General features: G+C 49.6%; 29 protein-coding genes, 1 rRNA gene and 1 riboswitch. Of the genes, 2 read left to right on the top strand and 28 right to left on the bottom strand.

Annotated elements, in window-relative coordinates; all coding sequences use genetic code 11:
- Window positions 1–19 precede the first annotated feature (19 nt).
- From pth to KB559_RS22645, 15 genes are all read right to left on the bottom strand, one after another.
- Window positions 20–580 (bottom strand): aminoacyl-tRNA hydrolase, encoded by a 561-nt coding sequence (gene pth / locus KB559_RS22720; RefSeq protein ID WP_211025429.1) that lies wholly within the window; start codon window positions 578–580, stop codon window positions 20–22.
- 134 nt (window positions 581–714) lie between these two features.
- A complete protein-coding gene (locus KB559_RS22715; RefSeq protein WP_211025427.1) occupies window positions 715–936 on the bottom strand; it encodes a hypothetical protein in 222 nt (73 codons plus the stop codon).
- 351 nt (window positions 937–1,287) lie between these two features.
- Window positions 1,288–2,241 (bottom strand): ribose-phosphate diphosphokinase, encoded by a 954-nt coding sequence (locus tag KB559_RS22710; RefSeq protein ID WP_211025425.1) that lies wholly within the window; start codon window positions 2,239–2,241, stop codon window positions 1,288–1,290.
- Window positions 2,242–2,401: 160 nt separating this feature from the next.
- Window positions 2,402–3,811 (bottom strand): bifunctional UDP-N-acetylglucosamine diphosphorylase/glucosamine-1-phosphate N-acetyltransferase GlmU, encoded by a 1,410-nt coding sequence (gene glmU, locus KB559_RS22705; RefSeq protein WP_211025424.1) that lies wholly within the window; start codon window positions 3,809–3,811, stop codon window positions 2,402–2,404.
- A gap of 123 nt (window positions 3,812–3,934) precedes the next feature.
- Window positions 3,935–4,219: a septation regulator SpoVG gene (gene spoVG, locus KB559_RS22700; RefSeq protein WP_055105386.1), complete on the bottom strand. Its 285-nt coding sequence runs from the start codon at window positions 4,217–4,219 to the stop codon at window positions 3,935–3,937.
- 182 nt (window positions 4,220–4,401) lie between these two features.
- Window positions 4,402–5,232, bottom strand: coding sequence for a pur operon repressor (purR, locus tag KB559_RS22695; protein ID WP_211025422.1), 831 nt, complete (start codon window positions 5,230–5,232; stop codon window positions 4,402–4,404).
- A gap of 118 nt (window positions 5,233–5,350) precedes the next feature.
- Window positions 5,351–6,205 (bottom strand): 4-(cytidine 5'-diphospho)-2-C-methyl-D-erythritol kinase, encoded by an 855-nt coding sequence (gene ispE, locus KB559_RS22690; RefSeq protein WP_211025420.1) that lies wholly within the window; start codon window positions 6,203–6,205, stop codon window positions 5,351–5,353.
- Between the two features lie 199 nt (window positions 6,206–6,404).
- The gene (locus KB559_RS22685) at window positions 6,405–6,584 is read right to left on the bottom strand and encodes a small, acid-soluble spore protein, alpha/beta type (RefSeq protein ID WP_211025417.1); all 180 of its coding nucleotides are present in this window, start codon (window positions 6,582–6,584) and stop codon (window positions 6,405–6,407) included.
- A 182-nt stretch (window positions 6,585–6,766) separates the two neighbouring features.
- Entirely contained in the window at window positions 6,767–7,042 is a 276-nt protein-coding gene (veg, locus tag KB559_RS22680; protein ID WP_114498803.1) for a biofilm formation stimulator Veg, read from the bottom strand.
- 144 nt (window positions 7,043–7,186) lie between these two features.
- Entirely contained in the window at window positions 7,187–8,104 is a 918-nt protein-coding gene (gene yabG, locus KB559_RS22675) for a sporulation peptidase YabG (protein ID WP_211025415.1), read from the bottom strand.
- Window positions 8,105–8,139: 35 nt separating this feature from the next.
- Window positions 8,140–9,024 (bottom strand): 16S rRNA (adenine(1518)-N(6)/adenine(1519)-N(6))-dimethyltransferase RsmA, encoded by an 885-nt coding sequence (rsmA, locus tag KB559_RS22670; RefSeq protein WP_211025413.1) that lies wholly within the window; start codon window positions 9,022–9,024, stop codon window positions 8,140–8,142.
- 3 nt (window positions 9,025–9,027) lie between these two features.
- Window positions 9,028–9,594 (bottom strand): ribonuclease M5, encoded by a 567-nt coding sequence (gene rnmV, locus KB559_RS22665; RefSeq protein ID WP_211025411.1) that lies wholly within the window; start codon window positions 9,592–9,594, stop codon window positions 9,028–9,030.
- Window positions 9,595–9,726: 132 nt separating this feature from the next.
- On the bottom strand, window positions 9,727–10,863 hold the full coding sequence (locus KB559_RS22660) for a 3D domain-containing protein (protein ID WP_211025501.1): 1,137 nt from the start codon (window positions 10,861–10,863) through the stop codon (window positions 9,727–9,729).
- Window positions 10,864–11,124: 261 nt separating this feature from the next.
- A riboswitch (cyclic di-AMP (ydaO/yuaA leader) is annotated at window positions 11,125–11,333 on the bottom strand.
- A gap of 215 nt (window positions 11,334–11,548) precedes the next feature.
- Window positions 11,549–12,319, bottom strand: coding sequence for a TatD family hydrolase (locus KB559_RS22650; protein ID WP_211025407.1), 771 nt, complete (start codon window positions 12,317–12,319; stop codon window positions 11,549–11,551).
- 24 nt (window positions 12,320–12,343) lie between these two features.
- Window positions 12,344–13,633 (bottom strand): HD domain-containing protein, encoded by a 1,290-nt coding sequence (locus KB559_RS22645; RefSeq protein WP_211025405.1) that lies wholly within the window; start codon window positions 13,631–13,633, stop codon window positions 12,344–12,346.
- 324 nt (window positions 13,634–13,957) lie between these two features.
- On the opposite strand from KB559_RS22645, the gene KB559_RS22640 reads away from it, so the two are divergent.
- A complete protein-coding gene (locus KB559_RS22640) occupies window positions 13,958–14,212 on the top strand; it encodes an AbrB/MazE/SpoVT family DNA-binding domain-containing protein (RefSeq protein WP_028560748.1) in 255 nt (84 codons plus the stop codon).
- A 200-nt stretch (window positions 14,213–14,412) separates the two neighbouring features.
- On the opposite strand, the gene rsmI is transcribed toward KB559_RS22640, so the two are convergent.
- From rsmI to KB559_RS22590, 10 genes are all read right to left on the bottom strand, one after another.
- Complete coding sequence (gene rsmI / locus KB559_RS22635; RefSeq protein ID WP_211025403.1) at window positions 14,413–15,300, bottom strand: 16S rRNA (cytidine(1402)-2'-O)-methyltransferase; 888 nt, start codon at window positions 15,298–15,300, stop codon at window positions 14,413–14,415.
- Complete coding sequence (locus KB559_RS22630; RefSeq protein WP_211025401.1) at window positions 15,297–16,055, bottom strand: tRNA1(Val) (adenine(37)-N6)-methyltransferase; 759 nt, start codon at window positions 16,053–16,055, stop codon at window positions 15,297–15,299. The genes rsmI and KB559_RS22630 overlap by 4 nt, the downstream gene beginning before the upstream one ends.
- A gap of 102 nt (window positions 16,056–16,157) precedes the next feature.
- Complete coding sequence (locus KB559_RS22625) at window positions 16,158–16,529, bottom strand: initiation-control protein YabA (protein ID WP_211025398.1); 372 nt, start codon at window positions 16,527–16,529, stop codon at window positions 16,158–16,160.
- A gap of 46 nt (window positions 16,530–16,575) precedes the next feature.
- The gene (locus KB559_RS22620; RefSeq protein WP_211025396.1) at window positions 16,576–17,376 is read right to left on the bottom strand and encodes a PSP1 domain-containing protein; all 801 of its coding nucleotides are present in this window, start codon (window positions 17,374–17,376) and stop codon (window positions 16,576–16,578) included.
- A gap of 115 nt (window positions 17,377–17,491) precedes the next feature.
- A complete protein-coding gene (holB, locus tag KB559_RS22615) occupies window positions 17,492–18,466 on the bottom strand; it encodes a DNA polymerase III subunit delta' (protein ID WP_211025394.1) in 975 nt (324 codons plus the stop codon).
- A 75-nt stretch (window positions 18,467–18,541) separates the two neighbouring features.
- On the bottom strand, window positions 18,542–18,985 hold the full coding sequence (locus KB559_RS22610; RefSeq protein ID WP_211025499.1) for a YaaR family protein: 444 nt from the start codon (window positions 18,983–18,985) through the stop codon (window positions 18,542–18,544).
- 50 nt (window positions 18,986–19,035) lie between these two features.
- A complete protein-coding gene (locus tag KB559_RS22605; RefSeq protein ID WP_211025392.1) occupies window positions 19,036–19,365 on the bottom strand; it encodes a cyclic-di-AMP receptor in 330 nt (109 codons plus the stop codon).
- A gap of 73 nt (window positions 19,366–19,438) precedes the next feature.
- Complete coding sequence (gene tmk, locus KB559_RS22600) at window positions 19,439–20,083, bottom strand: dTMP kinase (RefSeq protein ID WP_348772948.1); 645 nt, start codon at window positions 20,081–20,083, stop codon at window positions 19,439–19,441.
- A 2-nt stretch (window positions 20,084–20,085) separates the two neighbouring features.
- Window positions 20,086–21,648 (bottom strand): aminotransferase class I/II-fold pyridoxal phosphate-dependent enzyme, encoded by a 1,563-nt coding sequence (locus tag KB559_RS22595; protein WP_247682037.1) that lies wholly within the window; start codon window positions 21,646–21,648, stop codon window positions 20,086–20,088.
- A 127-nt stretch (window positions 21,649–21,775) separates the two neighbouring features.
- Complete coding sequence (locus KB559_RS22590; RefSeq protein WP_211025386.1) at window positions 21,776–21,961, bottom strand: sigma factor G inhibitor Gin; 186 nt, start codon at window positions 21,959–21,961, stop codon at window positions 21,776–21,778.
- A 225-nt stretch (window positions 21,962–22,186) separates the two neighbouring features.
- On the opposite strand from KB559_RS22590, the gene KB559_RS22585 reads away from it, so the two are divergent.
- Window positions 22,187–22,711, top strand: a complete 525-nt coding sequence (locus KB559_RS22585) for a hypothetical protein (RefSeq protein WP_211025385.1) — start codon at window positions 22,187–22,189, stop codon at window positions 22,709–22,711.
- Window positions 22,712–22,871: 160 nt separating this feature from the next.
- Here KB559_RS22585 and KB559_RS22580 read toward each other — a convergent pair whose 3' ends face one another.
- The 3 genes from KB559_RS22580 to rrf form a co-directional block, all read right to left on the bottom strand.
- Window positions 22,872–23,297, bottom strand: a complete 426-nt coding sequence (locus KB559_RS22580; protein ID WP_211025383.1) for a hypothetical protein — start codon at window positions 23,295–23,297, stop codon at window positions 22,872–22,874.
- A 224-nt stretch (window positions 23,298–23,521) separates the two neighbouring features.
- On the bottom strand, window positions 23,522–24,664 hold the full coding sequence (locus KB559_RS22575; protein ID WP_211025381.1) for a PdaC/SigV domain-containing protein: 1,143 nt from the start codon (window positions 24,662–24,664) through the stop codon (window positions 23,522–23,524).
- Between the two features lie 993 nt (window positions 24,665–25,657).
- A 5S ribosomal RNA gene (gene rrf / locus KB559_RS22570) occupies window positions 25,658–25,774 on the bottom strand.
- Between the last annotated feature and the right edge of the window lie 8 nt (window positions 25,775–25,782).

The following is a 25,782-nucleotide window of genomic DNA, read 5'->3' as shown; positions in this document are numbered from 1 at the left end:
CGGCTCGCCGAATTTCCAATTACCCGTTGAATTTGGCCATCGTTTGCTCAAAAGTATGATCCAGACTGTACTCCAATGCGTCGCAAGCCGCCTCTATCGACTGCTGCAACAGCGGGGCCTCCTTCTTGGCAAACGTCGAAAGCACGTAGTCCACAACCGCGAATCCCGGCTCCGGCCGCGAAATGCCCATCCGGATCCGATTGAAGGACTGCGTTCCCGTATGCTGTATGATCGATTTAATGCCGTTGTGACCGCCCGCGCTGCCTTGATACCGCAGCCGGTTGCGCCCGATTTCCGTATCCAGGTCATCGTAAACGACGATCATGTCTTCAAGGGGAACCTTATAATAATCCATAAAGGCGCGAACCGCCTCCCCGGATAAATTCATATATGTCATCGGCTTAATGAGCGCTACCTTGCCGCCCGGCAACACGCCTTCCCCAATCAACGCCTTGCATTTGCTTTGTTTGATCGCGATGCCGTGTCTGCGAGCCAGCTCGTCCAACGCCATGAATCCGATGTTATGCCTTGTCTTCTCATACTTGGCCCCCGGATTGCCGAGGCCTACGATCCATTTCATTTTGAATCCTCCGTCTACAAAATATAAGTTTGGTCTGCTCCAAATTTCCTCTCTGTTCCACATACACCAGACAAATAAGTTCTTCCCTAATGATCCCAGCGCATCCCGAAGGGACAGCGGACTAGGCCCGCCCCTCAGTACTCCCCGCACTCTTTTCGCCAAAACCCAGCGCATCCCGGAGGGACAGCGGCCATAGCACAACCGTGCATACCCCGCATTTTTCGCACAAACCCAAGCGCATCCCAAAGGGACAGCGCCTCCTTGCACAAAGTGGCTCTCTCCCTCCAGAAGTCGCTCCCCAGCCCCGCAGGTGCGCCAACGTAGAGCGTACCCCAAAGGGGAGACAAGCGGCTCATTCCGCCAAAGCCCCCCCGGTGCATCCGAAAGCAGCAGTGCCTCCAACAACCAGGTAGCCCGGGTGCGCCAAAAGTAAGACGTACCCGAAGGGGGAAAAGCGTGCCTCGCACCCAACCCCAGCGCATCCCCGAAGGGGACAGCGGCAAAGGAGAGCCTCATTATCTCCCACGTTCCTCCTGTTTGCGGGTGATCCCCTAGGGCAGCAGGCCCTAGGGGGGCCCTCCCTTACGGTAAGGGAGGGTTTGGGAGGGTTGAGCCACGGTTTGGGAGGGTTGAGCCATGATACGAACTTAGGGGTTGCCCTCCTTTATAGAAGGTGCAACCCCTGTTATGCAGTAGGACTGAAACTCTTATTCGATCTCAAACAGCTTGCTGATCGACAATTCTTCGTGAACCCGGATGATGGCTTCACCCATCAGCGGAGCAACGGACAACACTTTCAGCTTGCTGGTCGGATTCGGATGCGTAATCGGAATAGTATCCGTAACAATAACTTCCTTCAGCGGAGAGTTTTCCAGGCGTTCCATCGCCGGACCTGAAAGCACGGGATGCGTACAGCATGCATATACTTCCTCGACGCCGCCTTCCTTGAGGGCGTTGGCGCCAAGTACGATCGTGCCGGCCGTATCGATGATATCATCGACGAGAATCGCGGTTTTCCCTTCGATATTCCCGATGATGTTCATGACCTCGCTCACGTTCGGCTCCGGACGGCGCTTGTCGATAATCGCCAGCGGGGCATTCAAAAAGTCAGCGAGTTTACGGGCGCGGACAACTCCGCCATGGTCCGGGGATACGACAACCGGATTCGGAATATGCTTCGAACGGAAGTATTGGGCCAAAATCGGTACGCCGAGCATATGGTCCACCGGAATATCGAAAAAGCCTTGAATTTGCATGGCATGCAAATCCATCGTGATGACGCGGTGAGCGCCGGCTTTTTCGATCAGGTTGGCAACCAGCTTGGCAGTAATCGGGTCACGCGAACGTGCCTTACGATCTTGGCGAGCATAGCCGTAATAAGGAATTACAACGTTAATGCTCTTGGCCGAAGCCCGTTTCAAAGCATCCACCATAACGAGGAGCTCCATCAGATTGTCGTTTACCGGCGCACAAGTGGACTGAACAATGTACACATGGCAGCCGCGAACGCTCTCGGACAGCTTGACTTGAATTTCGCCGTCACTGAAGCTCATCGTTTCCGAGTCTCCCATCGGAATTCCGATATAATCGGCTATTTGGTTAGCCAACTTGGGATTAGAGTTACAAGTGAATATCTTCAGTTTAGAATCACAATAAGTCATAAATTTTAATACCCTCCGTGCTGTGTAGATAGATTAACTATCCCGTCATTGAAATGTCACTGCATCCTGATCCGCTAAAAGCTGTTCCTACTGTCTATCTCTTTAAGAAGTTGTTCAAAAAGTCATCTTTTTGAACATGCACTTTACCATAAACTTAAGTTCAACCTTTTGTTTCCTGTTCCCTTTGTTTCTTCGCCTTAGCACGAGCGCGAAGCTTGTCCGCGTATCCCGGCTTGTTCTCCTGGCGGTTTCGGGCAATTGCCAAATCATTATCCGGTACGGAATGCGTGATCGTCGATCCCGCGACGACATAAGCGCCATCGCCGATCTTCACCGGAGCAATTAAATTGACATTGCTTCCGATAAACGCGTCATCGCCGATTTCGGTAATAGACTTATTATAACCATCGTAGTTGACGGTTATCGCACCGCAGCCGATATTGACGTTTTTACCCACCTTGGCGTCACCGATATAACTTAAATGTGAAACTTTGGAGCCATCGTCAAGCGTAGCGTTCTTGATCTCCACGAAATCGCCTACCTTGACATGCTCGCCCAGCTTAGTGCCTGGACGCAAATAAGCGAAAGGTCCAACCGTCGTTTCTTTGCCTACTTCCGCTTGGCACAATACCGACTGCTTTACCTTTGCGCCATCATGAATCCGGCTGTCTTCAATTTCCACGGCAGGTCCGATTACGCAATCTTCACCGATTACGGTGTGGCCGGAAAGGGTGGAACCCGGATAAATCACGGTATCCGCTCCGATCGTTACGTCGGCCCCGATATAGGTGGAGCTTGGATCGATGATCGTAACCCCGCCGAGCATATGCCGCCGGTTAATACGCTGACGCATGAAGCCTTCCGCTTCGGATAATGCCAAACGGTCGTTGACTCCGATGGATTCGGCATAATCCCCGGTCATATAGCCCTCGACGACTTCTCCTTCGGAAACTAGAATTCCGATGACATCCGTCAAATAGTATTCTTGCTGCGCATTGCTGTTTGTGACCTTCTCCAGCGCCGCGAATAATTTCGCATTATCAAAACAATAAGTTCCGGTGTTGATCTCCTTCACGGCATCTTCTTCCGGCGAGCAATCCTTCTGCTCGACGATCCTTACGACGGAACCGTTTTCGGTGTCCCGAATGACCCGTCCGTAACCTTGAGGACGATCCATAGAAGCCGTTAATACGGTAGCTGCCGCTCCTTTTTGGCTATGAAGGTCAAGCATGGCTTGCAGTGTCTCCTCCGTCACAAGCGGAGTATCCCCGCAGATGACGATCGTCGTTCCTTCCTCCTGCCCCAGCAGATCCCCGGCTTGCTTAACCGCATGACCGGTTCCCAACTGCTGCTCTTGCAACACATATTCCGCATTATTTCCCAGATAAGACTTGACCGCTTCTGCGCCGTGACCTACAACCACGATGCTGCGCTCACATTGGACTTTCTTAACCGTGTCCAGGACATGCCCGACCATCGGTTTGCCGCACACAGGATGGAGCACTTTATAGAGCTTGGACTTCATGCGCTTCCCCTGACCTGCGGCAAGAACAATCGCAAATCTTTTCAAGGCCCCGGCCTCCTTCTCTTGAACTCATTACTGAATATATCTCATTTAAGACAAAAAGAAAAGAGAGCCATGTTACATGGCTCCCTTTTCTCGAACCCCAATTGGTTGAGACAAAACTGAGACTTAAGCCCCTTCTTCAATCACTTCTTCTTGCTCGGCAGCACGTTCGTACTCCGCCAGGACTGCGGCTTGGATCTTCTCGCGTGTACCCGAAGAGATCGGATGCGCAATGTCCCGGAATTCCCCGTCAGGAGTACGCTTGCTCGGCATAGCCACGAACATTCCATTATTTCCGTCGATTACGCGAATGTCATGAACAACAAATTCGTTATCGATGGTAATGGATGCGATCGCTTTCATTCTGCCTTCAGAGCTGACTCGGCGGAGTCTTACATCCGTAATTTGCATATGTGTTCACCACCTTTTTCCATCAGAGACTTGGTGTAATATTCCACATAGCTAACGGAAATCCTTTTTTTTTAATGAACAAAATGACCTAAATTCAGGAATTTTTTTGAACAGATGGGCTTTTCGACACGTTTCGTCGTAAATTCCAATGGTTTTACAGAGAATCGACAAGGTCTACGGTTCTATTTTCTGGTAAAATAATTGCCCGGTTCCACCGAAATTTCTTTTCCCTTGGGATCCACTGCTCTAAGCGTTGCCAAAGACACGTAATCCTGGAGAAGCCGCTGTTCCGATTCTACCTCGCCCGATTCCACGAGTACACCGACTCCGGCGACCTCGGCATCGAACTCCGCCAGCAGATCAACCATTCCTTGAATCGTTCCGCCTGCCTTCATGAAGTCATCCACGATCAATACCTTTGACTTCTCCTTCATTGCCCGGCGCGACAAGGTCATTGTATGCAAGCTCTTATGCGAACCCGACACATAGTTGATGCTGACCGCCGACCCTTCCGTAACCTGATGGTCCCTGCGTACAAGGACGACCGGCAAGTTCAGCTCCGCCCCGGTGGCATAGGCCAGCGGAATCCCTTTGGTCTCCACCGTCATGACGCAATCGATATCGCGTCCGGCAAAGGCCGTTGCAAACAGCTTACCCGCTTCGTTCATCAACCCCGGCAATCCCAGGAGATCGGACATGTACAAATAACCGCCGGGTAAGATTCGGTTCGGTTCCGACAGCTTCTCGCACAACTGCTCCACAAAATGCAGGGCTTGCTCCCGGCCCATCATCGGAATGTATTTCACCCCGCCGGCCGCGCCGGCCAAGGTATGCAGCTCCCCGGTGCCTTCGCCTTCGAAAACTTCTTTTATAATCGCTAAATCCTCGCTGATCGAGGACTTGGCAGCTCCATATCGCTGCGCAAAAGTGGTGAGCGGTATCAGCTGATGCGGACGGTCCAATAGATATTGCGTCATTTCCACTAATCGAGCGCTTCTTTTCAATTTTTTCACGAAGTACCCCTCGCTAAATCCGAATATTTTATAGAAAATATACCATTTTTGTACGTCTCTGTTCAAGCTTATTCCCCATAACCCGCAAAACAGGCCGACCTCACCCGGGGTGATCCGGTCAGGTCAATAGCCGTACGGCATAAACTTCTTTGCAGAATCCGCGCAGCCCATTATAAATCCTTGGAACCTTCGATTCCTTGGATACCAGTCCAAATACGGTCGGGCCGCTGCCGGACATAAGCACACCATCGGCTCCGAGCCGGATCATCGTTTCCTTCAGATGGGCAACTTCCGGATGAATTTGAAGCGTAACATCCTCCAGCACATTTCCAAGCTCCCCGCAGACTTCCGTAAAAGATCCGTTCTCCAAAGCCTGCTGCATCTTTACAGCGGAGGGATGTACTTGGATTTCTTCGCTTCTCAGCCGTCCATAAATCTCGGAGGTTGACACATTAATCGGCAGCTTGGCGAGAATGACCCAGCATTGGGGCGGACTTTTCAGCGGTGTCAGCTTCTCTCCACGCCCTGTTGCCAGCGCCGTTCCCCCGGTAACACAAAACGGCACGTCGGAGCCGAGTTCAGCTCCAAGCTCCATCAATTCGGCATCCGGGATACCCAGTCTCCATAGCCGGTTCAGGCCCCGCAGCGTGGCTGCCGCATCGCTGCTGCCTCCGGCCAGGCCGGCCGCTACCGGGATCTTCTTGTCCAAATGAATATATACGCCGCTGCGAACGTCATAACGTTCCTTAATCAGCTTGGCGGCCTGGAAAGCCAGGTTCTTCTCATCCAGCGGGATATACCCCGCCTGGCTTGAGATGATAATCGTATCCCGCGGGAGAGCGCTCATTTCCAGCCGGTCGGCCAGATCCACCATCGTCATGATCATTTCCACTTCATGATAGCCATCCGGCCTCTTATGTAGAACATCGAGCATCAAATTAATTTTAGCCGGCGCTTTTTCATAAATTTTCAAGACGCTCACCCACCTTCAGTTTCCGTAAAATTCTACCCGTCTTAACTTTTAACTTACATATTATAAAAAAAACTCCGGTCTTCGTCTATGCACGGAAGACATTCTATGCTGTTACTTTCCTCTATCTTACTTGATCTCGGGACAAAAACAAACAGGCTCCTCCGCTTAACGGAGAAGCCTGTTTATGTGCTTTCAAGCGCTATGGTTCCCTTGATGCGGCCCGCTCGGCGAGTTCAATGGCTCTTTTCACCATGTTTCCTGCATCCTTGGCTTTAATCCCGCCCCAGCCTTCTTGCTGAACGGTATCATAAAACCCGAGATCCTTCGCCAGCTCGACCTTTAAGTTCTCAGACATGACGCTGCGCCTTCTGCGTGACATGTGCCATTCCCCCTTTAAGAAGTCATGGATATAGAACATCCCTAGTATGCGTCGTTCTTCAACGTTCATACGCCGGTAAAATATGTCCACCCTGCGCGCACGCCGCATCTGAAAATTCCCCTAAAAATAAAAACCGGCCCTGCGTATGAACGCAAAGGCCGTTTACTGCATCGTTATGATGTTCACGGTTTAATATACGACAGCCGCATTTCGTTGTTATCGTCACAAACCATGACTTCAACGGATTCGGTAAGTATATCGGCATAACTGTAAGACACACGCTTAAAGGTCTGCTGTTCTTCATCCAGCTTCACGATAAAGACCGAAGGATAGGTCTCCTCCAATACACCGGTGCGTTCGACGGTCTTTCGGCGACCTCCGTTTGCACGCAGCATAATCTTCTGTCCAACGTGAGCGTCGAGACTGTGTTTAATTTCTGACAGCGCATTTTTAGCCATTGCCTGTGACCACCTTCCTTCTTTGTCCATTATACAAGAAAGGGAGTCGCCTGTCAAGTCGAAACAGATTATTATATCAGCAGAAAAAAACGGTTGTCAACGATTTTTTTTCGACACTTTTCTCGAGCCCACTAAAATGTGAAATTACATCGAAGGAATGACCTTTAAAGCGGATAAATCCATGAGTTTCGGCAAACCGATCCGGTAGCTTCCCCGGGTTTCGATTCCCCCTACGCCCTGAGTTCCGCTGACCGTGTGACTAAGGACATCCGTTATGTGGATCGTTTCGCGTATGGACGTCAAAGACGCCTTGGCGGCGATATAGACCGGGTCCAGGGCGTGAATCAGCACGCGGGCCGGGGAGCTTGCGAAATTGGCCCCCGCCTGCAGCAAGGCTTCAAAATGCGATTGGCAAGCACCTGCGACGATGGTAAGGGCATCAAAATTCCGCTCATACTTCCGAGCGGTCTGAATCGCCTCCACAAAGTGCTTCGAGTTTTTATAGCTGGATAAGTTGTATAAGTCGGTTGTGGGGCGATTCTTCAGAACCCCGTCATGACCTGTCAGCACGACGATGTCGGGCTGAATGCTTGGAAGCAGGCGGTAAAGGGCATTAGCCATAGAGGATTCCGTGACAAAGTAACCATGCGCGGGTACGCGCAATTTCTCGTAGAGGTCAAGGCTCTTCTTTAAATAACGCTCATCCCCGTCCAAGTGAAGCACCTTGCCCGGTACCTCGAAAAATGAAGGTTCTCCCGGAGGGAACCATTCCCGTCCCAAAGTGGACTGGTTTCGCTCTGTCAGTTCCAGGCGGTCTTTAGTCAGCTGCTGCAGCGATTCGGTAGCCTTGATCCGGGCTCGCTGCGTTTTTTCGCCCGGCGTGTTCGGGCTAACCCCGACCAGATCGGTCAAGGGAGCATCGGCCAGCAGCCGGAACTCCGTTCCTTTGATGATGGCCTGCTCCCGCACTATTTTTTCAATACGAAAGGTAACGTCCCCTCCGTACGATTTACGGACGACCAAGTCTCCCAATTTCGTCAAATCAATCACCTCTAACTCCATCCTATGGGCGAATGAGGGGATTGGTTACAGCTCTACTATTTTAATCCTGCAGCCAACAGCGTATTGCTAAGGTTCGCAAACTCCTGCAAATCCAGCGTTTCAGCGCGTCGGGAAGGCTCAATGCCAGCTTCGCCGAGCAGGGACTCCAGCCTCTCCCGTCCTTCCCCAGGGAAAAAACGGCTCTTAAGATTGTTGGAAATCGTCTTACGTCTTTGAGCAAAGGACGCCTGAACTACCTCAAAGAAAAAGGCCTCATCCTCCACGGATACCGGCGGCGTGCTGCGTACCTTCAAACGAATAACAGCCGACTCCACATTTGGCTGCGGGATAAATACACTATGAGGCACTGTGCAGACAAGCTCAGGCTCACTGTAATATTGAACCGCAATGCTAAGGCTTCCGTATGCCTTGCCTCCCGGAGAGGCAGCCATGCGCTCCGCCACTTCCTTCTGGATCATGACCACGATGTTCTCCAACGGAAGCTTGGCCTCCAGCAGATTCATCAAAATCGGGGTCGTAACGTAGTATGGCAAATTGGCCACCACGCTGACGCCGTTACAGCCGCTAAATTCGTTTGCGAACAGCTCTTGCAGATCCAGCTTCAGCACGTCCCCATGGATCACATGGACCTGCGGATAAGGCTCCAGCACCTCTTTCAGGATCGGCAGAAGCCTTTGGTCGATTTCCACCGCAGTTACGCGCCCTGCCGTCTGAGCGAGCTTCTCGGTCAATGCTCCGATACCCGGTCCGATTTCCAATGCTCCCTTGGACTCGTCCAGGCCGGCCGCGCCCACAATCTTGCCCAGTATATTTTGATCGATCAGAAAGTTCTGACCGAGGCTCTTCTTAAATGAAAAACCGTGCCTCTGAATAATTTCCTTCGTCCGGCGCGGTGTAGATACATCTTCTCTCATGGTCATCGGTTATTCGCCTCTTTCATTCTCTTTCTCCAACTCCGCCAGTGCAGCCGCAAATTCCTCCCGGCTAATCCGGAAGATAGCCAGCCGCTTATAAAACTGTTTGCCGTTGCAATACCCTATTCCCAGCCGTTCCCCCATAAAGCGCCGCCGGGCGGCAGCCTCGGGATGTACGATCAGTCCGGCGCCGATCAAATCCTCCCAGTCGATTTGATCCTGCGCTTCTTCCGACGCTCCTACCACCTCGCTCCGGACGCGGGAGAGCGCCTCACGGATCGCTTCCGGCGAAGCATTCTCCACACCGATGTCATCGCCCTTCGTCGCATCTGCCTCCCGCAAGAAAGCGTGCTTGCAGCCCGGCACCCGGTTCGCTACGATTTTGCGGATTCGCTCCCCCGCGTGGTCCGGATCCGTGAAGATGATAATCCCGCGGCGTTCCATCGCGAGCGCGATTTTGCGTAACGTCGCCTCATTGATCGCGGATCCCCCGGTCTCAATGGTGTCGGCTTCAACGGCCCGTTTCACCGCCACGGTATCGTCGCGGCCTTCCACCACAATGACCTCCTTAATCATGTTGCCCCATACCTTTCCGCAATAAAATGGTTGTATTACAACAAAAAGAAGAGGAATTCATCCTCTTCTTATCCGTGTCTTATTCATCATCCTAATAGTATATCATTCCCTGAGCAAAGTAAACGCGCCCGGTTAGTTCAACTCCGGCTTGGTCGGACCGATTACATACACCGTCCGGCCCTTTTTCCGTCCGAAGTTTTTCGCGGATTTCAGGGAGTCGTAATAAACGTCCATCTTGTTGCCTTTGATGGCACCGCCGGTATCTTCGGCCTTACGGAAGCCGATGCCTTCGATATAAACCCACCAGCCCAAAGGAACGACGCTCTTATCGACCGCGATCGTTCTTCCTTCCGTGACTCGGGTACCGGAAGCCGTCTTCGTACCGATCCCGTCTTCTTCGGCGGAATAAGCGGTCAAAGTTACGTTCTTAAGTACTTTTTTATATTTAAACGAGACGCCGCCTTTCGTCGTAAGCCCGCTGATATTCACCGCGTTCGAAGTGCGGGAAATGCTGGCGGACGCAACGGCTGTCGGTTTCTTCGTGCCTACGGCGACTACCTTCGGCGAAGCTGCTTTTTCAACTTCTTTGCCGAGCCATTGCTTTGACACGAATTTTCCGTCCTCATATACCTTTTCGATGTTGTGGACGACTACACCTTCGCTTCCCGGGGCCACTACTTTAGTTTTCCCTTTAAGCAAAGTATTGTCCGATGTTTTCACGACGGTAAAAGGTACGCTTTCTTTGGTCTGTACCTTATGTTTGGTGACACGGACGATTTTAATATCTAAATTCGCCGACACCTTACTGGTCAAAGCCGGAGTGATTTTATCCTCCTGCCCCATAGTAACGCCGAGCTCTTCAATCGTTTCCTGCACACTGTCCTTGGTTGTAAAATGCACTTTGCTCGTGCCGTCCACACTCACGTTTACCGGAACCGCGCGTACAATGACAATCCGGTTGCCATCTTGGATGGAGCTAGCGAGCGGCCGCGATACCGCGTCCTCGGGACCCAACACAATGGACTGTTCTTCCAGTACTTGATTGACCAGCGAATGACGGGTTTCGATTTTTTGACTTTGCCCGTCAACAACCAAGTAAATCTTTTTATTGTTCTGGCTGTAAGACCAAATCAGGATGATGAGTACTACCGCGATGGCCAACAATCCGATAACCGAAATTTGACGTAAATGTTCTTGTTTCCACCGCATTGCGTAAGACATGCTGGATGAGCGCGATTCATGGGATTCCTTTTTGCGGAAAAAGCCCATTTCTTCCGTCCTCCTTACATAGTCCCGCCGTCTAGGTCGATTCATGATACATATGACGTGACTACAATTCATTTTTACGAAATGCACTTTGAATGAGCTGCACTTCGCATCCTGCCCCAGTCTGCCCGGCACCGTCACCTCCTGTTTAACACAGTATGATGACCCTATTACTTTTATTCAAAAACAAAAGAAGCCCAAAGAAAGAGTAAGAGGCTCTCTTTCGTGGCTTCCGAATGTCTTGGTGTAATAGGATGCACGAGTTTGCCCTCTCAATGTACGCTTACGAGGTTAGCTGTCGGGTTAGGACGCGAGAGTGCCGCCCTTCCTCAGTTCATTCGCTCATGGCGCAATGACCTTGAATTCACCCCAATGACCCAAAAAGAAATCAATTACGATCTGGCCGGGCCTTCCCGGCGTGTCGTACTTGGTTCCCCCGTTCCCCACAAGTGGAGATTAAGCGAGACTGGTTCATGGAACCATGTAACCGGAATCGCCAACTGCAAATGAGCGACCCCAAATCGATTACTGAAAAGATTCTATCCTGTTTCGATGCATGTTGTAAAGGACGAATCAACAACGTTTATTTTAATAAATGGTTAAAAAAATGTAATAATCTCTTGCTAATTAGTTAAAAAGCATTAATCTTTCGCGATTGCTTCTTTTTTCACCGCTTTTGCTCCCGATTTCACCGAATTCCAAATCGTTCCAGCGCATTTCGGGTGGTAATTTCGGCGATTTCTTCGAGAGATACCCCTTTTAACTCGGCAGCAGCCTCGGCGACCAAACGGACGTGTCCGGACTCATTCCTTTTCCCACGAAAAGGGTGTGGTGTTAAATAAGGGGAATCCGTTTCGATCAACAATCGGTCCATTGGAGTCTTCGCCAACACCTCTTTAGGCTGCTTTGCATTTTTAAACGTGATCGGTCCGCCAAACGACAAATGGAATCCCAAATCCAGACACATTTTGGCAATTTCCCAGCTTCCCGAATAGGAATGCATGACGCCGCCGATCTCGTTCGCCTTCTCTTCCCGCAGAATGCGGACGACATCTTCATGGGCTTCCCGGTTATGGATACAAATCGGCATTTTCAACTCGCGGGCGAGGCGAATTTGCTTCCGAAAAACCTCATGCTGCACGTCTTTTGGCGAGGTATCCCAGTAATAATCGAGTCCGATTTCGCCGATCGCCACAACCTTCTCATGTTTGCAGAGTTCTGCAATCCAGTCCAAATCCTCTTCCTTCATCGTAATCGCATCCTGCGGGTGCCAGCCGACCGCCGCATAAATGAATTCATACGACTCCGCCAGCTTCATCGTAGTCGGAATGGTCTCGCGGTTAAAACCGATATTAATCATCCGCGTTACCCCTTGTTCCAAAGCGCGATGAATCGCTTCCTCACGGTCGCCGTCGAATTGCGGCGCATCCATATGCGTGTGCGTATCAAATAACTCCATGCTGTTACCTCCTTAGGTGTATTCTTATGTGGTTTGCTTAAATATTTCGTGAATATGCTCCGGAAGCCGTTCGATAACCGGCGCAATTTTATTATCGGGATAGTACAAATGATATTTCCCCCGGTGCAGTCCGCTTATGGAACGCACAATGTCCGAAACCTCGGAGATTTCCCGGATCTGCTCCTGCCGGTCCAATAGAAGGATGTGCTTGTCCCTAAATTCCCCGTCCGGACGAAACACATCATAAGGCAGATCGGTCGGAAAATCAATTTCCAGATCGTAATCCGGATTGAGCCCCACGTCCTTGAATGCGACGCGGATGTCGTCGATCATTTCCAGATCTAACGATTCCACTTCTACATATTTATACAACTTTCTATCTAAAAATCGAGAACACAGCTCGCTCAGCAGTCCATCGGATTCTCTCTTCCACTGCATAAAGGCAGTCTGCACCAAAGCTTCGTCAAGCAGGAGGTACTCCTGCACGGTCAGATCCCGTTTGAACAATCCCGGTAATGGATCCGGCAAGAACGCAAATTGATGCCCACTCTCGTGAAGCTCCTTAGCCCTGCGGAAAATCTGCCGCAGAATAATTTCCGAACTCCGGGTAACCGGGTGAAAATAAACCTGCCAGTACATTTGGTACCTGGACATCAGGTAATCCTCAACCGCATGCATACCCGACTCCTTGACCACAATCCGGCCTTGGAACGGCCTAAGCATTCTGAGAATCCGGTCCATATCGATCGTTCCGTAATTGACTCCTGTAAAATAGGCATCCCGCAGCAGATAATCCATACGGTCTGCATCAAGCGGGCTGGATACCAAATTTACCACGATCGGGTGCTCATAATCTTTGCGGATAACGGCCGCCACTTTATCCGGAAAATCCTCTCCCAGCCGCCGCAGCACCTCCCCGACCTCCGTATCGCCGAGCACGATTTTACAAGTCCAATCTTCATGATGCATTTGAAACGCCTGCTCAATCGAATGGGAGAACGGGCCGTGCCCCAAATCGTGAAGTAATGCCGCACAAAGGGTGACAAGTCTTTCTTCCTTCGGCCAATCGGCATAGTCGGCACGTTCGAATTGAGAAATAATCCGCCGCGTAATTTCATAAACGCCTAATGAATGAGAAAACCGGCTGTGTTCTGCCCCATGAAAAGTCAAATACGAGGTGCCGAGCTGCCGAATCCTCCGCAGCCTCTGAAATTCGGACGTATTGATGAGCGCCCAAATGATTTCATCCTGTACATGCACGTAATTATGAACCGGATCCTTAAATACCTTTTCTTCCCGAAGCTGATTATTCATACCAAGGTCCCCTTTCCCTTATCTCAAAAAAAGATTTTGAAAAATAAAGAGAGTTTGTGACTGATATCGTAGGTTTATGTCGAATATTGTCGAATAATGTCTTAATAGGAACTTCCAAAATGTCGAAAGCCAAAAAACCACGTTTATACCGAGAAATCGCGAATTTAATGCCCCGTTTAATAATTAAAATTAGAAATAAAAATGAACTCTACCATAAATAGGTTGACTGTTTTGGCAATGGTTGGTATTATAAATATCATAAAAGATAGAAGTTTGTCGAATAATGACACTTTTAAACTATAGCGAGAGGGGCTATCATCGGTTATGATGAAATCAACAGGTATTGTAAGAAAAGTAGACGAATTGGGACGGGTAGTTATTCCTATTGAATTGCGCCGTACGCTCGGTATTGGCGAAAAGGATGCCCTCGAAATTTATGTCGATGGTGAACGCATCATGTTGAAAAAATATGAGCCTGCCTGCATCTTCTGCGGCAACGCAGAGAACGTTACTTACTTCAAAGGCAAAATTGTTTGCCATGAATGTCTCACAGAGCTTCCTACCCCTGTGACAAATTAAGATTTATAGTATATAATAGTTTTATTGAAAACTGTTAATTCTAACCTTTTTCATATCTCCTTGGCGCCTTCCAGGCTTGAACCCAGCCTGTGAAGGCCCCTTTTTTTTTATTTTCCCACCAAAAAATTCTATTTCCTTCTATTATAATACGAATATTTTCGTACTTATCCTAACATCCATTTCAAGTTCATCTAATAGAGTTACAAAAGCTCTTTGTAAATATCCCGTTTGGAAACGCCCCGATCTCCTGCGGCTTTCTTCATGGCCTCCTTCCGTGGAAGCCCCTCTTGCTCCTCATAATGACGAACATGCTCTTCTACCGATAAAGGCTGCCACCAGGCATCTTTTCGTTCCTTAACCTCTTCCGGGTGTGCCCCTGCAACAACGATACAATACTCTCCAAGCGGCGGATGTTCCTCCAGCCACGATATGGACTCGCTCAGAAGGCCCCTGGCCATTTCTTCATAACGCTTAGTTAATTCTCGTGCCAACACGACTTTGCGGTCTCCCCATGCCTTAAACATGGACTCCAGCGTTTTAATGACCCGGTGAGGTGATTCATAGAACAGCATCGTGCTTTCCTCATCCTGCAGCGAGTTAAGCAGGTTATCCCTATCCTTATGATCCCGCGGCAAAAATCCGATAAATTGAAATCGCTCGGTTGGCAGCCCGGACACGATCAGAGCTGACAAAGCGGCGTTAGCTCCCGGTATTGGAATGACCGAAATCCCCTTCTCCACCGCCAGTTTCACGAGGTCACTGCCGGGGTCGGAGATGGCCGGCAAACCGGCATCACTGACCAGGGCCAAATTTTTTCCTTCTATTATAAAGCGTATCAATTCCGGCCCGCTCGCCGCCTTGTTATGCTCGTGATAACTGAGCAATTTGCCCGGTGTAATTTCGAAGTGAGTCAACAATTTACGGGTCTGTCGTGTGTCCTCCGCAGCAATAATATCCGCCTCCTGCAGCGTACGTACTGCCCGATATGTCATATCCTCCAAATTGCCGATCGGAGTGGCGACCAAGTACAATTTTCCGTACCCTTCGCTTGAACGTTCATCGAAACTTTTTTGAATGCTTATGCTCATGCTCTTCCCTCTTTTGATCCATAGTAGATATTCATAATCTCCGGACAATATTCGCCTTGCTCATCATAAACGATTAGCGGCGGCAGTACCCGCATATCCGGCTTGCCGTCACGGAGAGCTTCAATCAGCACCATATTAGCTTCTGCTTCTTGCCGTGGATGGACAAAACGAATCAACTTCGGCTCCAGCCGATATTGGCGGAATACGGTCAGGATTTCTCCCAGCCGCTGCGGTTTATGCACCATCGTTACTTTGCCTCCCGGGCGCACTAGCCGCATCGAAGCGGAGATAACCTCCTCCAAAGTACAATGGACCTCATGCCGGGCTATCGCCTGATGGGCATTGATCTTTACATCCCCGCCGGTGAGCGGCATATAGGGAGGATTTACCGTAATCGCGTCATAAACGCCATGTCCTGTCTCTTTGACCAGCTCCCGCAAATCGCCTTCACGAATCGTGATTTGATCCCCGAGCCCGTTCATTTCCACACTGCGCCGCGCCATATCCGCAAGCCGGGGCTGAATTTCGATGCCTTCGATCTTTGCCTTCGTGCGGGTAGATAACAGGAGCGGAATCACTCCGTTGCCGGTACACAGATCCAGGATCTTTCCGTGAATAGGAACCCGAGCGAAACGGGCCAACAAAACAGCATCCATCGAGAAGCTGAATACTTCCTCGCTCTGGATAATGCCCAGCTCATGGGTCAGCAAATCATCGACCCGCTCTTGTTCATGAATTGCGACTTGATTCTTCAACTTTAATCTTCCGTTCTTTTAAAAGTTATATAAGTTACTCAAACTAACTTAGCCAATTTGCAAATTTCTAAAAAAAACCGTAGGAAACATCCCTACGGTTCGTTATTTATTCAAAAAAGATAAGCAGAACAGGCAATCGCCTTCCGTTCGCAAATGTCCATAATAGACATTGCAAATGTGGAAACCTTCATGATACAGACGCGCCAGATTGTCATATCCTTCACCGACGATATCGATGGCTTCGTTCCCCTCCAACAGCAAAGGAGCGGGCTGAACTGGGGATAACGCAGGCATTGTGCCTTCTCCGCCTTCCCCCTTCAATATTTTGCGCATCTTCTCGTTCTCCAGGCGAAGCTGCTGATTTTCCTCGAGCAGCCTCTTGACCTCCAGCATTAGCGTGCTAAATTGGCCGTGAACCTTTCCCATTTGTGTTTCCAGCGCTTGCATGTGATTGAAAACATCTTTGTTCTCCAAGTTCCCACCCCAGAGTCATTCATTCTCTAAAGTCTTTCTTGAAATTCTATTTTACAACGACATCGTCAAGCGGAAGCTCCTTGACTTTGCCAATCTCAAACAATTGCACATGAACGGTACGCGACCCGGCGTTAAGACCAACGACTTTCCCGTCTCCCAATGAGGTGACGACCATCTTGCCTACCGATGGAAGTTCTTCCTTCACGCTTTCGTAATTATCATGCTCAAATTTCAAGCAGCACATTAAGCGGCCGCAAAGTCCGGAAATTTTGGTCGGATTAAGCGATAAGCTCTGATCCTTCGCCATCTTGATGGACACCGGCTCAAAGTCCCCGAGCCAGGAAGAGCAGCAGAGCACCCGTCCGCAAGGACCGATTCCTCCGAGCATCTTGGCCTCATCCCTGACGCCGATTTGCCGAAGTTCAATCCGTGTCCGGAAAATACTCGCCAAATCTTTAACCAGTTCGCGGAAATCGACCCGGCCTTCCGCGGTAAAGTAAAAAATAATTTTGTTGCGGTCAAACGTAAACTCCACGTCGACCAACTTCATTTTTAAATCATGGTCTTTAATTTTATTTAAACATGTGGCAAATGCGTTTTTTGCCGCAAACTTGTTCTCCTCCACAACACGGGCGTCGGACTCGTCGGCGATACGGATCACCTTTTTCAGCGGGAGCACTACATCATTCTCCCCGACCTGCTTCTTGCCAACGACCACTTTACCGTATTCGATCCCGCGCGCCGTTTCGACAATAACGCTGTTGTCCTTCTCGACAGGAAGCTCCAACGGATCGAAGTAATATATTTTGCCCGCCTTTTTAAAACGGACGCCTACTACAGTGTACAAAAACTTACCCCCTTGTATACCTATAAAAACCTGTAACTCTTAAAAAAACCCATGTTCTTGCACGGGAGAAAGTTTATCTGTCCGGAGCCGGGGCACCGGCCTGAAGCATCTGCGTTTATCCGCCAATGCCGATCAGGAACTGTTCGAGACAGAGTTGGCCATTCATGTTCTGACGAAGCTTCTTCTTGCTCTCCGCCGCAAGCGCCATCGCGTCAATCCACTGTGCCGCACTGCGGGAGAAAGCATGTTTAACGATAAAATCCAGTGCATCTATGAAAACGATTTGATCATGTCTATGATATAGCGCATGGATCATGTCTTTGAACCACAAATGGAAAAGGTCAAACAGCATGTCCAAGTGCTCGCCCAGCCCAGCTTTGATTACGCTTTGCTGCGCTGTAACTAAAGGAGACCCGCCACGGCCAGCGGTTTCCTTCCCTAATTGTAACACTACGTTTCTAATTTCTGCAAACCAATTCTGACGCAATAATTCGCGGCAGGCCTCAAGTCCGGCAGCCACATGTACGGCAGGCCGGGATAATGCCACCGGGAACCCTTCGCCCGATAACATCTGCAGCATCCGTTCCGGGTCCAGGGGCAAAAATGGCACCAGCTGTGCCCTGGATTGAATAGTAGGCAGCAGGGCCCGTCCATTATCCGAAAGCAGAAGCGCCACCGCCGGGGATGGCGGTTCCTCTAAAAACTTCAGCAAACTATTCGCCGCTTGCACGGTCATTTTGTCCGCATGGTCAATAATGTATGCTTTCGGATTCCCGCTCTCCGAACGGTAAGAAAAAATTCGCTGCAGGTCGCGAATCTGATCAATTTTAATCGTAGCCCCGTCGGGCGCAATTTGATGCAGATCGGGATGGTTGCCGTGCAGCACTTTCCGGCATTCCAGGCATTCGCCGCAGGCATCGTCTCCCCCCTTTGTACAAAAGAGGGCTTGGACAAAAGCCATCGCCATTTCTTTCTGGCCGCTTCCCGGCGGACCGCTAAATATATAGGCATGAGATATGCGATTCTGGCGGAGGCCGCTCTGCAGTAACTGCTTCGCCGCCTCCTGACCTATAATTTCTTTAAAAGACATAATTCTTTTCTACCTTTCTTCCAAGACATATCTGCATATCCGGAAGAATGCCGCTCTTTCAAAAGCATTTCGGCTTTAGAAACATATATTGATCAGCATACCCCGGATTTCGCCGATTTTTTGCAGAAGATCGATCTTCCCCTGCTCCGTTTCCAACAGTTCATCAGCCATCGCAAGCAGGGCGGCATCAACCTCATCCAGCAATTTATAACGTTTGCCGCGCCCCCGGCGGTCCCAGCCCCGGGATTCCTTGATGCTGACTCCCTGACGGACGGTATCCTCCAGAAATCTTTTGACCAACAGGCGGTACGCCTTCAGTTCCCGGACAGTCATCGAACGGGCCAGCCGATCCCCCTGAAGCTGAATCTCCTTAAATCTCCGATTCAATTCTTCTTTGGAGGCCTGTTCGCCATGCTGCTGCATGACATCGGAAAAGCTTTTTGCCTGAATCGGCTTGGCCGCATTTTCGTTTACCCCCAAACCGCTTTTCAGCGGTCTGTAACCCGGATCTATTTTCACAGCTATCACCGCCGCTCTTTCATAATCTTAGTATATGCATACAACACGTCTTAGAAATGTTCGAAGCGTTCAACCGGCAGAACGAATACGGTAGCTCCGCCAACTTGAACCTCTACCGGAAGCGGCAAATACGAATCGGTAGTTCCGCTCATCGGCGTCACCGGGGTCACCAGCTGTTCGCGAACCTTACAACTGTTACGGATCACATTCATGACGGATTCAACCTGGTTGTCGTCAACCCCGATCATAAACGTTGTGTTCCCTGCCCGCAGAAACCCTCCGGTACTGGCCAATTTCGTCGCCCGGAAGTTTTCCTTTACCAGTGCGCTGGACAAACGGTTGCTGTCTTTATCCTGTACGATCGCCACGATTAGTTTCATTTGCAGCCCCTCCTCGTTTCGTTATATTTGATCTACCTATAAAATTTTTAACCACTTTTATATAATTTGACGTTCACACCCCGAAATCCTTTAAATCCGCGGCCAATCGGTCTCTTATTAAGGCTGCTACCTCTTCTCGCGTTCCCGAGGCATCCACCGACCGGATTCGCTCCGGGTACATGGATTTAACGATTTCGTATCCTTCCTTTACTTTATAGTGAAAAGAAAGATCCTCCAAATCAAGGCGGTTGATTTCCCGCCCTTCTCCGGCGGCAATTCGCGAAAGCCCGACTTCCGGTTCGATATCCAAATAGTAGGTCAGGTCAGGGAAGCGTCCGGCTGTGGCAAACAGATTGATCGAAAGCACTTCATTAATGCCCAAATCCCGGGCATATCCCTGGTAAGCCAAGCTGCTGTCGATAAAGCGGTCACATAACACGGTAATTCCATTGGCCAAGGCGGGCTCCACCTTTTCCGCCAAATGCTGCGCCCTTGCCGCCGCATATAACAGCGCCTCGGTACGCCCGTCCATTTCCGTATGGGCCGGATTCAAGATAGTCTCGCGGATCTTCTCAGCAATCTTGATCCCTCCCGGCTCCCGGGTAGTGATATATGGAATTCCGTGTGCTTCTAATTCTTTCCCCAGTTCGTGGATGACCGATGTTTTTCCTGATCCTTCGCCACCTTCTAAGGTAATAAACAACCCTTTTCTCTTCACGTTCAATTCGTTCCCTGCTTTCTTTCCTTTGCTTTTGGTGCAATCTTTTTTATCACTTGTAGGGTCGACAATGTAACATCCGCAGTTCCCTGGCATTTGGCTTTGGCTTGTCGAAGTGCGATTAATTGCTTCAAGGTTTGCTCTCCGATCTCTTCGCCGGGATATAGCAGCGGTATTCCCGGGGGATAAGGAATTACCATCTCTCCCGCCAATCGTCCAGCACATTGCTCCAAAGGTAAAGTCTCCCTATCATTCGGCGAAAGAGGACGAAGTCCGAATGCCACGGGTGTCGAAACGGCTGCATTGTTCCACGTGGAAAACTCAAATGATGACGGATTTTGAGGTTTCCTCTGCTCAGAAGTGGTATCTCGGGCTCGGGTTGCTTCTATCCGCTCCAGCGCTTGCAGCAGCCGGGTAACATCTTCTTCGGTAGTTGCCGGACTAAGCGCGAGAACGGAATAACGGTCATCGCTCATCTCAGGGACGCAGCCTTCCTCTTCCAGCTTCTCCTGAAGCTCATAGCCGCTCCAGCGTCCGGTCCGGTCATACAGGACGGCTTTAAAGGGATCTTGTATAGCATATGCAGCACCTTCTCCGCGTGCGCCCGGTTCGAGGATCCCGAAGCTAGGATAAGCCTGCACGCCGAGCCGCAGCTTCTCTGCAGCCGCCAGGCCGCCTTCAAAGTAGGCTTGTCCTCCGGACTGTATCTGGCTTCGGCTCAAATCGAGCGAAGCCATGATCGGGTAGGACGGGCTAGAGCTCTGCACCATCGCCAACCGTTGCCGGAGCAGGTTCCGGTCGAGCAGGCCGCCCTGCACGTGCAGCATCGCGCCCATGGTGAGCGCGGTCAGCATCTTGTGCGTGGACTGCACGACGCCGTCGGCGCCGACCTGCAGGGCGCTCTCCGGCAGCGCCGGGTGCAGCCCATAGTGGGCGCCGTGCGCCTCGTCCACGAGCAGCGGCACGCCGCTCGCGCGGCAGAGCGCGGCCAGCGGCCGCAGCGATGACCCCATCCCGTAGTAATTCGGGTGCGTCACTAGCAGCCCTTTGGCGCCGGGGTACCGGCGCAGGGCTTCACGCACCGTCGCCTCGGACGGGATGGTCGCCAGGCCGCTGCCGGCATCGTGCTGCGGCGCCAGGAACACCGCGTTCGCGTTCGCCAGCATTAATCCGTGAATGACGGATTTATGCACATTCCGCTGCACCAGCAGAACATCGCCTGGAGCGGTGCACACGCTCAGGATTAATGCCAGGTTGCCGGCCGTGCTTCCGCCAACCAGAAAAAACGACTCCTCCGCGCCAAATGTTTCCGCCGCCAGCAGCTGCGCCTCGCGGATGACGCCCTCCGGATGGTGCAAATCATCCGTGCCGGTAATCTCCGTCACGTCGATCTTCATGACCTGGCTCAATTCCTTCCCCAGGTCCCCTCCCCCATAGGACATGCCGTTCTTATGCCCCGGCACATGAAAAGAGGCGTCCTTCCGCTCCTTATATCGCAGCAAAGCCTCGTACAACGGAGCTTTGACGTTTATTTCATCATCCTTCTTGTCCTCACCAATACTCAATCTATATCCTGATCCTTCCGGGCTTGTTCTATTACGGGTCTTTCGCTTCATTGTAACGCTTTCTTGTCAAAGAGGGCAATATAAAAGGACCCGCCATTTCTTAGAACAGGTCCCTCACAATATGCTTTTATGCATTTTTCTCTACCCAAATTTGTCTCATACGATGAATAAAAAAATGATATTTTGCTTCTTGGACATCCGTGTGCACCATTTCCGCCTCACAAGCGTCACATATAAATTCGGATACAATATGAATACCTTCTGACTTCGGCTCTCCACAGATAATGCATGTATTTTCGGCAAGTTCATCCATTTACGATCCCACCTTGTTTGTTTTACTACCAGTATGGCGCATATTCTATTATTTTAAACCTTTTCATAGTGATTTTCCTACTTTATATATATGCGCTTTCCTTACCTTCCGTGTTTGTACGGCGGCATCTTAAAAATTCTTTATTTTAACCGATATATAATTCAAGGTGTGCGTCGCTGCATGGAGCCCGCGCCTAAGTTAAGCCAAGGAGGAGTTCGTTCTCACATGCCTGCCGAGTCCGCGAATAATGCAACGTTTTATCATTATAAACTACTCAAAAAAATCGTTCTTCCCAAGCCTCTTATCCGCAGCTTTCTAACGCTTCCTTTTATCTGGCTTGCCGCGGAGATGGTGTTTATCTCTTGGACTAGCATTTTCTTTTTCCTGCTGGCCATTCCGATCGTGCTTTGGATCCACTTTGTCATTTCCCGTTCCGTGCTTATTATTGCCAGCCACTCCTATCGCAAGCGTTGGAGCTTTACGAGACGGCTGCCTTGGATCGGATACTTACCGGATCAATTCGTTAGTTATTCCATATTCCGCCGGGTTCATCTGCATGCGGCTTGGATTGGATGCTGCATCATAGCGATTCTCATCCCCTGGTCGCCCGTGTCATTCACTATCTCTTTGATATTGTGGCATTTTTGGTTCCTTACCCCAAGGTTCTATATTCTAGCCGGATTAAGAAAGCAGCCTAAGACCGGAATGATCAAGTTTAATGAGCAGGATACCTCCTATTACATGCCTTAAGAGATTTCTACATATTAGCACCGATACCAGTTCACTTCTTCATATGCCATACTACTAAAAAAAGCCTGTCTCCCGCTCTAATGCAGGGAACAGGCTACTTGATCCTCATTTCAGAGGATTTCATTCGCTTGTGCTTGTCTTGCTGAAGCTAATCGTGAAACTACGGGCTCTCTAAGCCCTGGATGATTGCCTTCTCTTCCATTTTGGGAACCAGTACGGTAAAAGAGTTATCATGTATGGTCAACTGCACGACCAGCTTATCTTTTTTGTAAACCAGGGTCGTTCCTGTACTCTCCTCCGGATTCTCCGTCCAACCCCATTCCGTGATCGCCTTTTGGAAGGCATCAGGAACTCCATCGCTTTCCTTTAAACCGGGCAACGAATAATGCACATAATCCATCTTGGAGTTATTCATTGCTGTTTCCGTCCGTTTAGCTTCTTTAGGAATAGGGAAGCTCTTCTCTACCGCCGATCCGACAAACGTCGTCCAGGAAGGCTCGGAAGCAGCACAGCCTGCAATGACGAACATCATCATCAAGACCACCCCCATGAAGCACAAGGAATGTCGAATTCCCCTTAGCCGCATGATTATTCCTCCTTACCCAACCTATATTCTGACCGTATATCACTCATCGATGTCCATTCCCGATATAGAACGCGGATAGGCCAAATCACCTAAAAAGTATGCCACACTTCATTATAACGGTAGTCTATCTCTTGTCGGTAACAAAAAGGTTACATTCCTTTTGATAGGTTCTTAACTTTTTATTCATCCATCCTACTGTTCTATTCCATTACATTAACTTGCCTTTATTTGAACCGATCGAACGGACTGCTCCCCTTCGGAATAAGCTCGTTAAATGCGATTGAAAACTCCGGGAACCCTGCGGCATAAGGCGTATACTCATACAATTGGAAAAATACCTTTAGATCATCCGGCTCCAAATAAAAATCCGGTTGATCGCTCAGTCCTTTAAATCCGCCAAAATACCCAGGAAAATAGTCCAGCTTTGCGCTTAATTTGCTATTCAACTGCTTGGAGTAATTCTTATTTGCACCGAATAAATCATCCAAGCTCAGTAACTTCCCGTCCTTCAACGAAAAAGTATAACCCTTTCTCATGACCATGCCGTGTGCCCCGCCCAAATTTTCGTATTGCTCGGTCAAAAGGCTAAGTACTCCATTTTGGTTATACGTTACAATATAGGAGGATTCAAACGCGTACGGGTTGCTTTCGACCTCCTGACTCTCCCTCTCTTTCAACTGCTTCTCCATATTCTCACGGAATACATTGACGTCTTCTTTAATTCGGTTATTAATTGCAGTCTCCGCTTCCTTATTTTCATTTCCCTTTAATTGCGGATATTTGAGATGAATCGATGCTTGTTCAGAATCCTTATCATAGCCTGAAGTAACAATAGTCACCTTGTTCTCCTGAGCCTTCTCTATCTTCAGAAGCTTCGCACTCGCATCCCATTTCCCCTGATAGCCTAAATAATTTTTCACCCATTGAAAAGGAATGTAGATTCTGCCGTTGATGTTTTTGGCTGCCGGTTCGCCAATATAATAGCTGTTTACGTAAGAAGTAATGCCGCCCTCGTACTGAATTATATTCAATTGGCGGTATCCTTCTCCGACCGTGTATGTTTTGCTGACCGGATTATAATTGATTGGCAACTTGAGATCATCTCTTAAAAAAGCTACAGGAATCCAGGACCTCCCCTCAACTAGCATCCCGCGCAGCGAGGAAGTCTTCCCCTCGTATTGAAGCGTAACCGAGTTTTTAGCCGCTGCTGGCTTATTTACAATAGCAGTTAGACTTGGTGATGCACTTGCAGCTGCATTTACACTCGAGCTTGCACTTGCCGCATATCCCAAACCTGGCGCCCATGTTCCTCCACACAACAGTCCTATAGCTAAAAATGCAGCACCTAAATGTCTCTTATGATGCATATTTGTCCCTCCTGATCATGTCCAAACTGAGAACCATTCATCCATCAATGTGCATCCACGCCCATGAAGTTATTTCATAACAAATCCTATTATAGTCAATTGTCGCCATTAATAGTTTACATTCACCCTTACGATTTCTTCTTAATTGCCCTTTTAATCTGACGTTTCCTTAACCTTTTTTAACCAATTATTCTAAGAAGGACCCTAGTGCCTATATACGTTTAGTTACAAAACAACTAGTTCCATTGATCGGCCACGGCCTAACCTATCTCGCGTTGTGTGGTTTGTGTGGTCTGGTTTGTCTTGCTTGCCTTGCTTGCCTTGCTTGCCTTGCTTGCCTTGCTTGTCTTGGCTTGTTGCCCTATTTAGATCTACTAGCCCTGTCCCTATGGGCGTGTTATAGGCCCCACTAACTGACTGGCGCTTATGAGTGCTCCTTCACTCTAAGCTACCTATAATCCTCCTAACGACCTGTTACAGCACCTCTAAATGCATTCCTAATGCAGACTAGCTACAAACCAAGCCATATATAACGGCCCCACCTCAACGGTACCCTGTTTGTTTGCTCGGTGGCGTCCTACTCTCCTAAGATCCTACGGCCCAAATAGTCCCTACAATAAGAGTATTTGCGCTGCCCATGTAATCGGAGTATATGAATAACCCATGCAATCAGAGTTTTTGAGTAACCCATGCAATCAGAGCCCTTGAGTTGAGCTTGGCACCTTCCCCCTGCTTAATTAACTGTAATTACTACATCTAATTTTACTCCCTCAGCTCCCCGGGCTAAATTAACTGCAAAAAGTACAGCTATTTCAGCGAATTTAGGCCATTCCGAGTGGAAACCGCAGAATTAACTGTAGATTTTACAGCTATTTGTCTCAAATGAGCTCATCTTGCGAAAATAACTGCAGGTTTTACAGCTAAGTTGTTGTTGAGATAGTCCTAAATAGCAAAAAAGCACCGCCGAGGTTATCGGCAGTGCTCTTCTTCATTGCTTGGCGGCGTCCTACTCTCCCAGGACCCTTCGGTCCAAGTACCATCGGCGCTGGAGGGCTTAACGGTCGTGTTCGGGATGGGTACGTGTGGAACCCCTCCGCCATCGCCACCAAACGGTTCAA

The sequence above is a fragment of the Paenibacillus sp. Marseille-P2973 genome (genome assembly GCF_018101095.1).
Lineage (GTDB): Bacteria > Bacillota > Bacilli > Paenibacillales > Paenibacillaceae > Fontibacillus > Fontibacillus vini.
The sequence above is the reverse complement of the archived record's forward strand: the minus strand, read 5'-3'. Positions and strand labels throughout refer to the sequence as shown.

Coding starts and splice junctions, on each gene's coding strand:
- KB559_RS22575 (WP_211025381.1), bottom strand. CDS start 24,664: ATGCATCATAAGAGACATTTAGGTGCTGCATTTTTAGCTATAGGACTG.
- KB559_RS22585 (WP_211025385.1), top strand. CDS start 22,187: ATGCCTGCCGAGTCCGCGAATAATGCAACGTTTTATCATTATAAACTA.
- veg (WP_114498803.1), bottom strand. CDS start 7,042: ATGGCTAAAAATGCGCTGTCAGAAATTAAACACAGTCTCGACGCTCAC.
- pth (WP_211025429.1), bottom strand. CDS start 580: ATGAAATGGATCGTAGGCCTCGGCAATCCGGGGGCCAAGTATGAGAAG.
- KB559_RS22605 (WP_211025392.1), bottom strand. CDS start 19,365: ATGAAACTAATCGTGGCGATCGTACAGGATAAAGACAGCAACCGTTTG.
- KB559_RS22640 (WP_028560748.1), top strand. CDS start 13,958: ATGATGAAATCAACAGGTATTGTAAGAAAAGTAGACGAATTGGGACGG.
- KB559_RS22590 (WP_211025386.1), bottom strand. CDS start 21,961: ATGGATGAACTTGCCGAAAATACATGCATTATCTGTGGAGAGCCGAAG.
- KB559_RS22650 (WP_211025407.1), bottom strand. CDS start 12,319: ATGGAGTTATTTGATACGCACACGCATATGGATGCGCCGCAATTCGAC.
- yabG (WP_211025415.1), bottom strand. CDS start 8,104: ATGGAGTTAGAGGTGATTGATTTGACGAAATTGGGAGACTTGGTCGTC.
- KB559_RS22660 (WP_211025501.1), bottom strand. CDS start 10,863: ATGGGCTTTTTCCGCAAAAAGGAATCCCATGAATCGCGCTCATCCAGC.
- rsmI (WP_211025403.1), bottom strand. CDS start 15,300: ATGAGCATAAGCATTCAAAAAAGTTTCGATGAACGTTCAAGCGAAGGG.
- KB559_RS22580 (WP_211025383.1), bottom strand. CDS start 23,297: ATGCGGCTAAGGGGAATTCGACATTCCTTGTGCTTCATGGGGGTGGTC.
- rsmA (WP_211025413.1), bottom strand. CDS start 9,024: ATGACCATGAGAGAAGATGTATCTACACCGCGCCGGACGAAGGAAATT.
- KB559_RS22710 (WP_211025425.1), bottom strand. CDS start 2,241: ATGACTTATTGTGATTCTAAACTGAAGATATTCACTTGTAACTCTAAT.
- spoVG (WP_055105386.1), bottom strand. CDS start 4,219: ATGCAAATTACGGATGTAAGACTCCGCCGAGTCAGCTCTGAAGGCAGA.
- KB559_RS22645 (WP_211025405.1), bottom strand. CDS start 13,633: ATGAATAATCAGCTTCGGGAAGAAAAGGTATTTAAGGATCCGGTTCAT.
- KB559_RS22685 (WP_211025417.1), bottom strand. CDS start 6,584: ATGTCACGCAGAAGGCGCAGCGTCATGTCTGAGAACTTAAAGGTCGAG.
- holB (WP_211025394.1), bottom strand. CDS start 18,466: ATGTCTTTTAAAGAAATTATAGGTCAGGAGGCGGCGAAGCAGTTACTG.
- rnmV (WP_211025411.1), bottom strand. CDS start 9,594: ATGATTAAGGAGGTCATTGTGGTGGAAGGCCGCGACGATACCGTGGCG.
- KB559_RS22715 (WP_211025427.1), bottom strand. CDS start 936: ATGAGCCGCTTGTCTCCCCTTTGGGGTACGCTCTACGTTGGCGCACCT.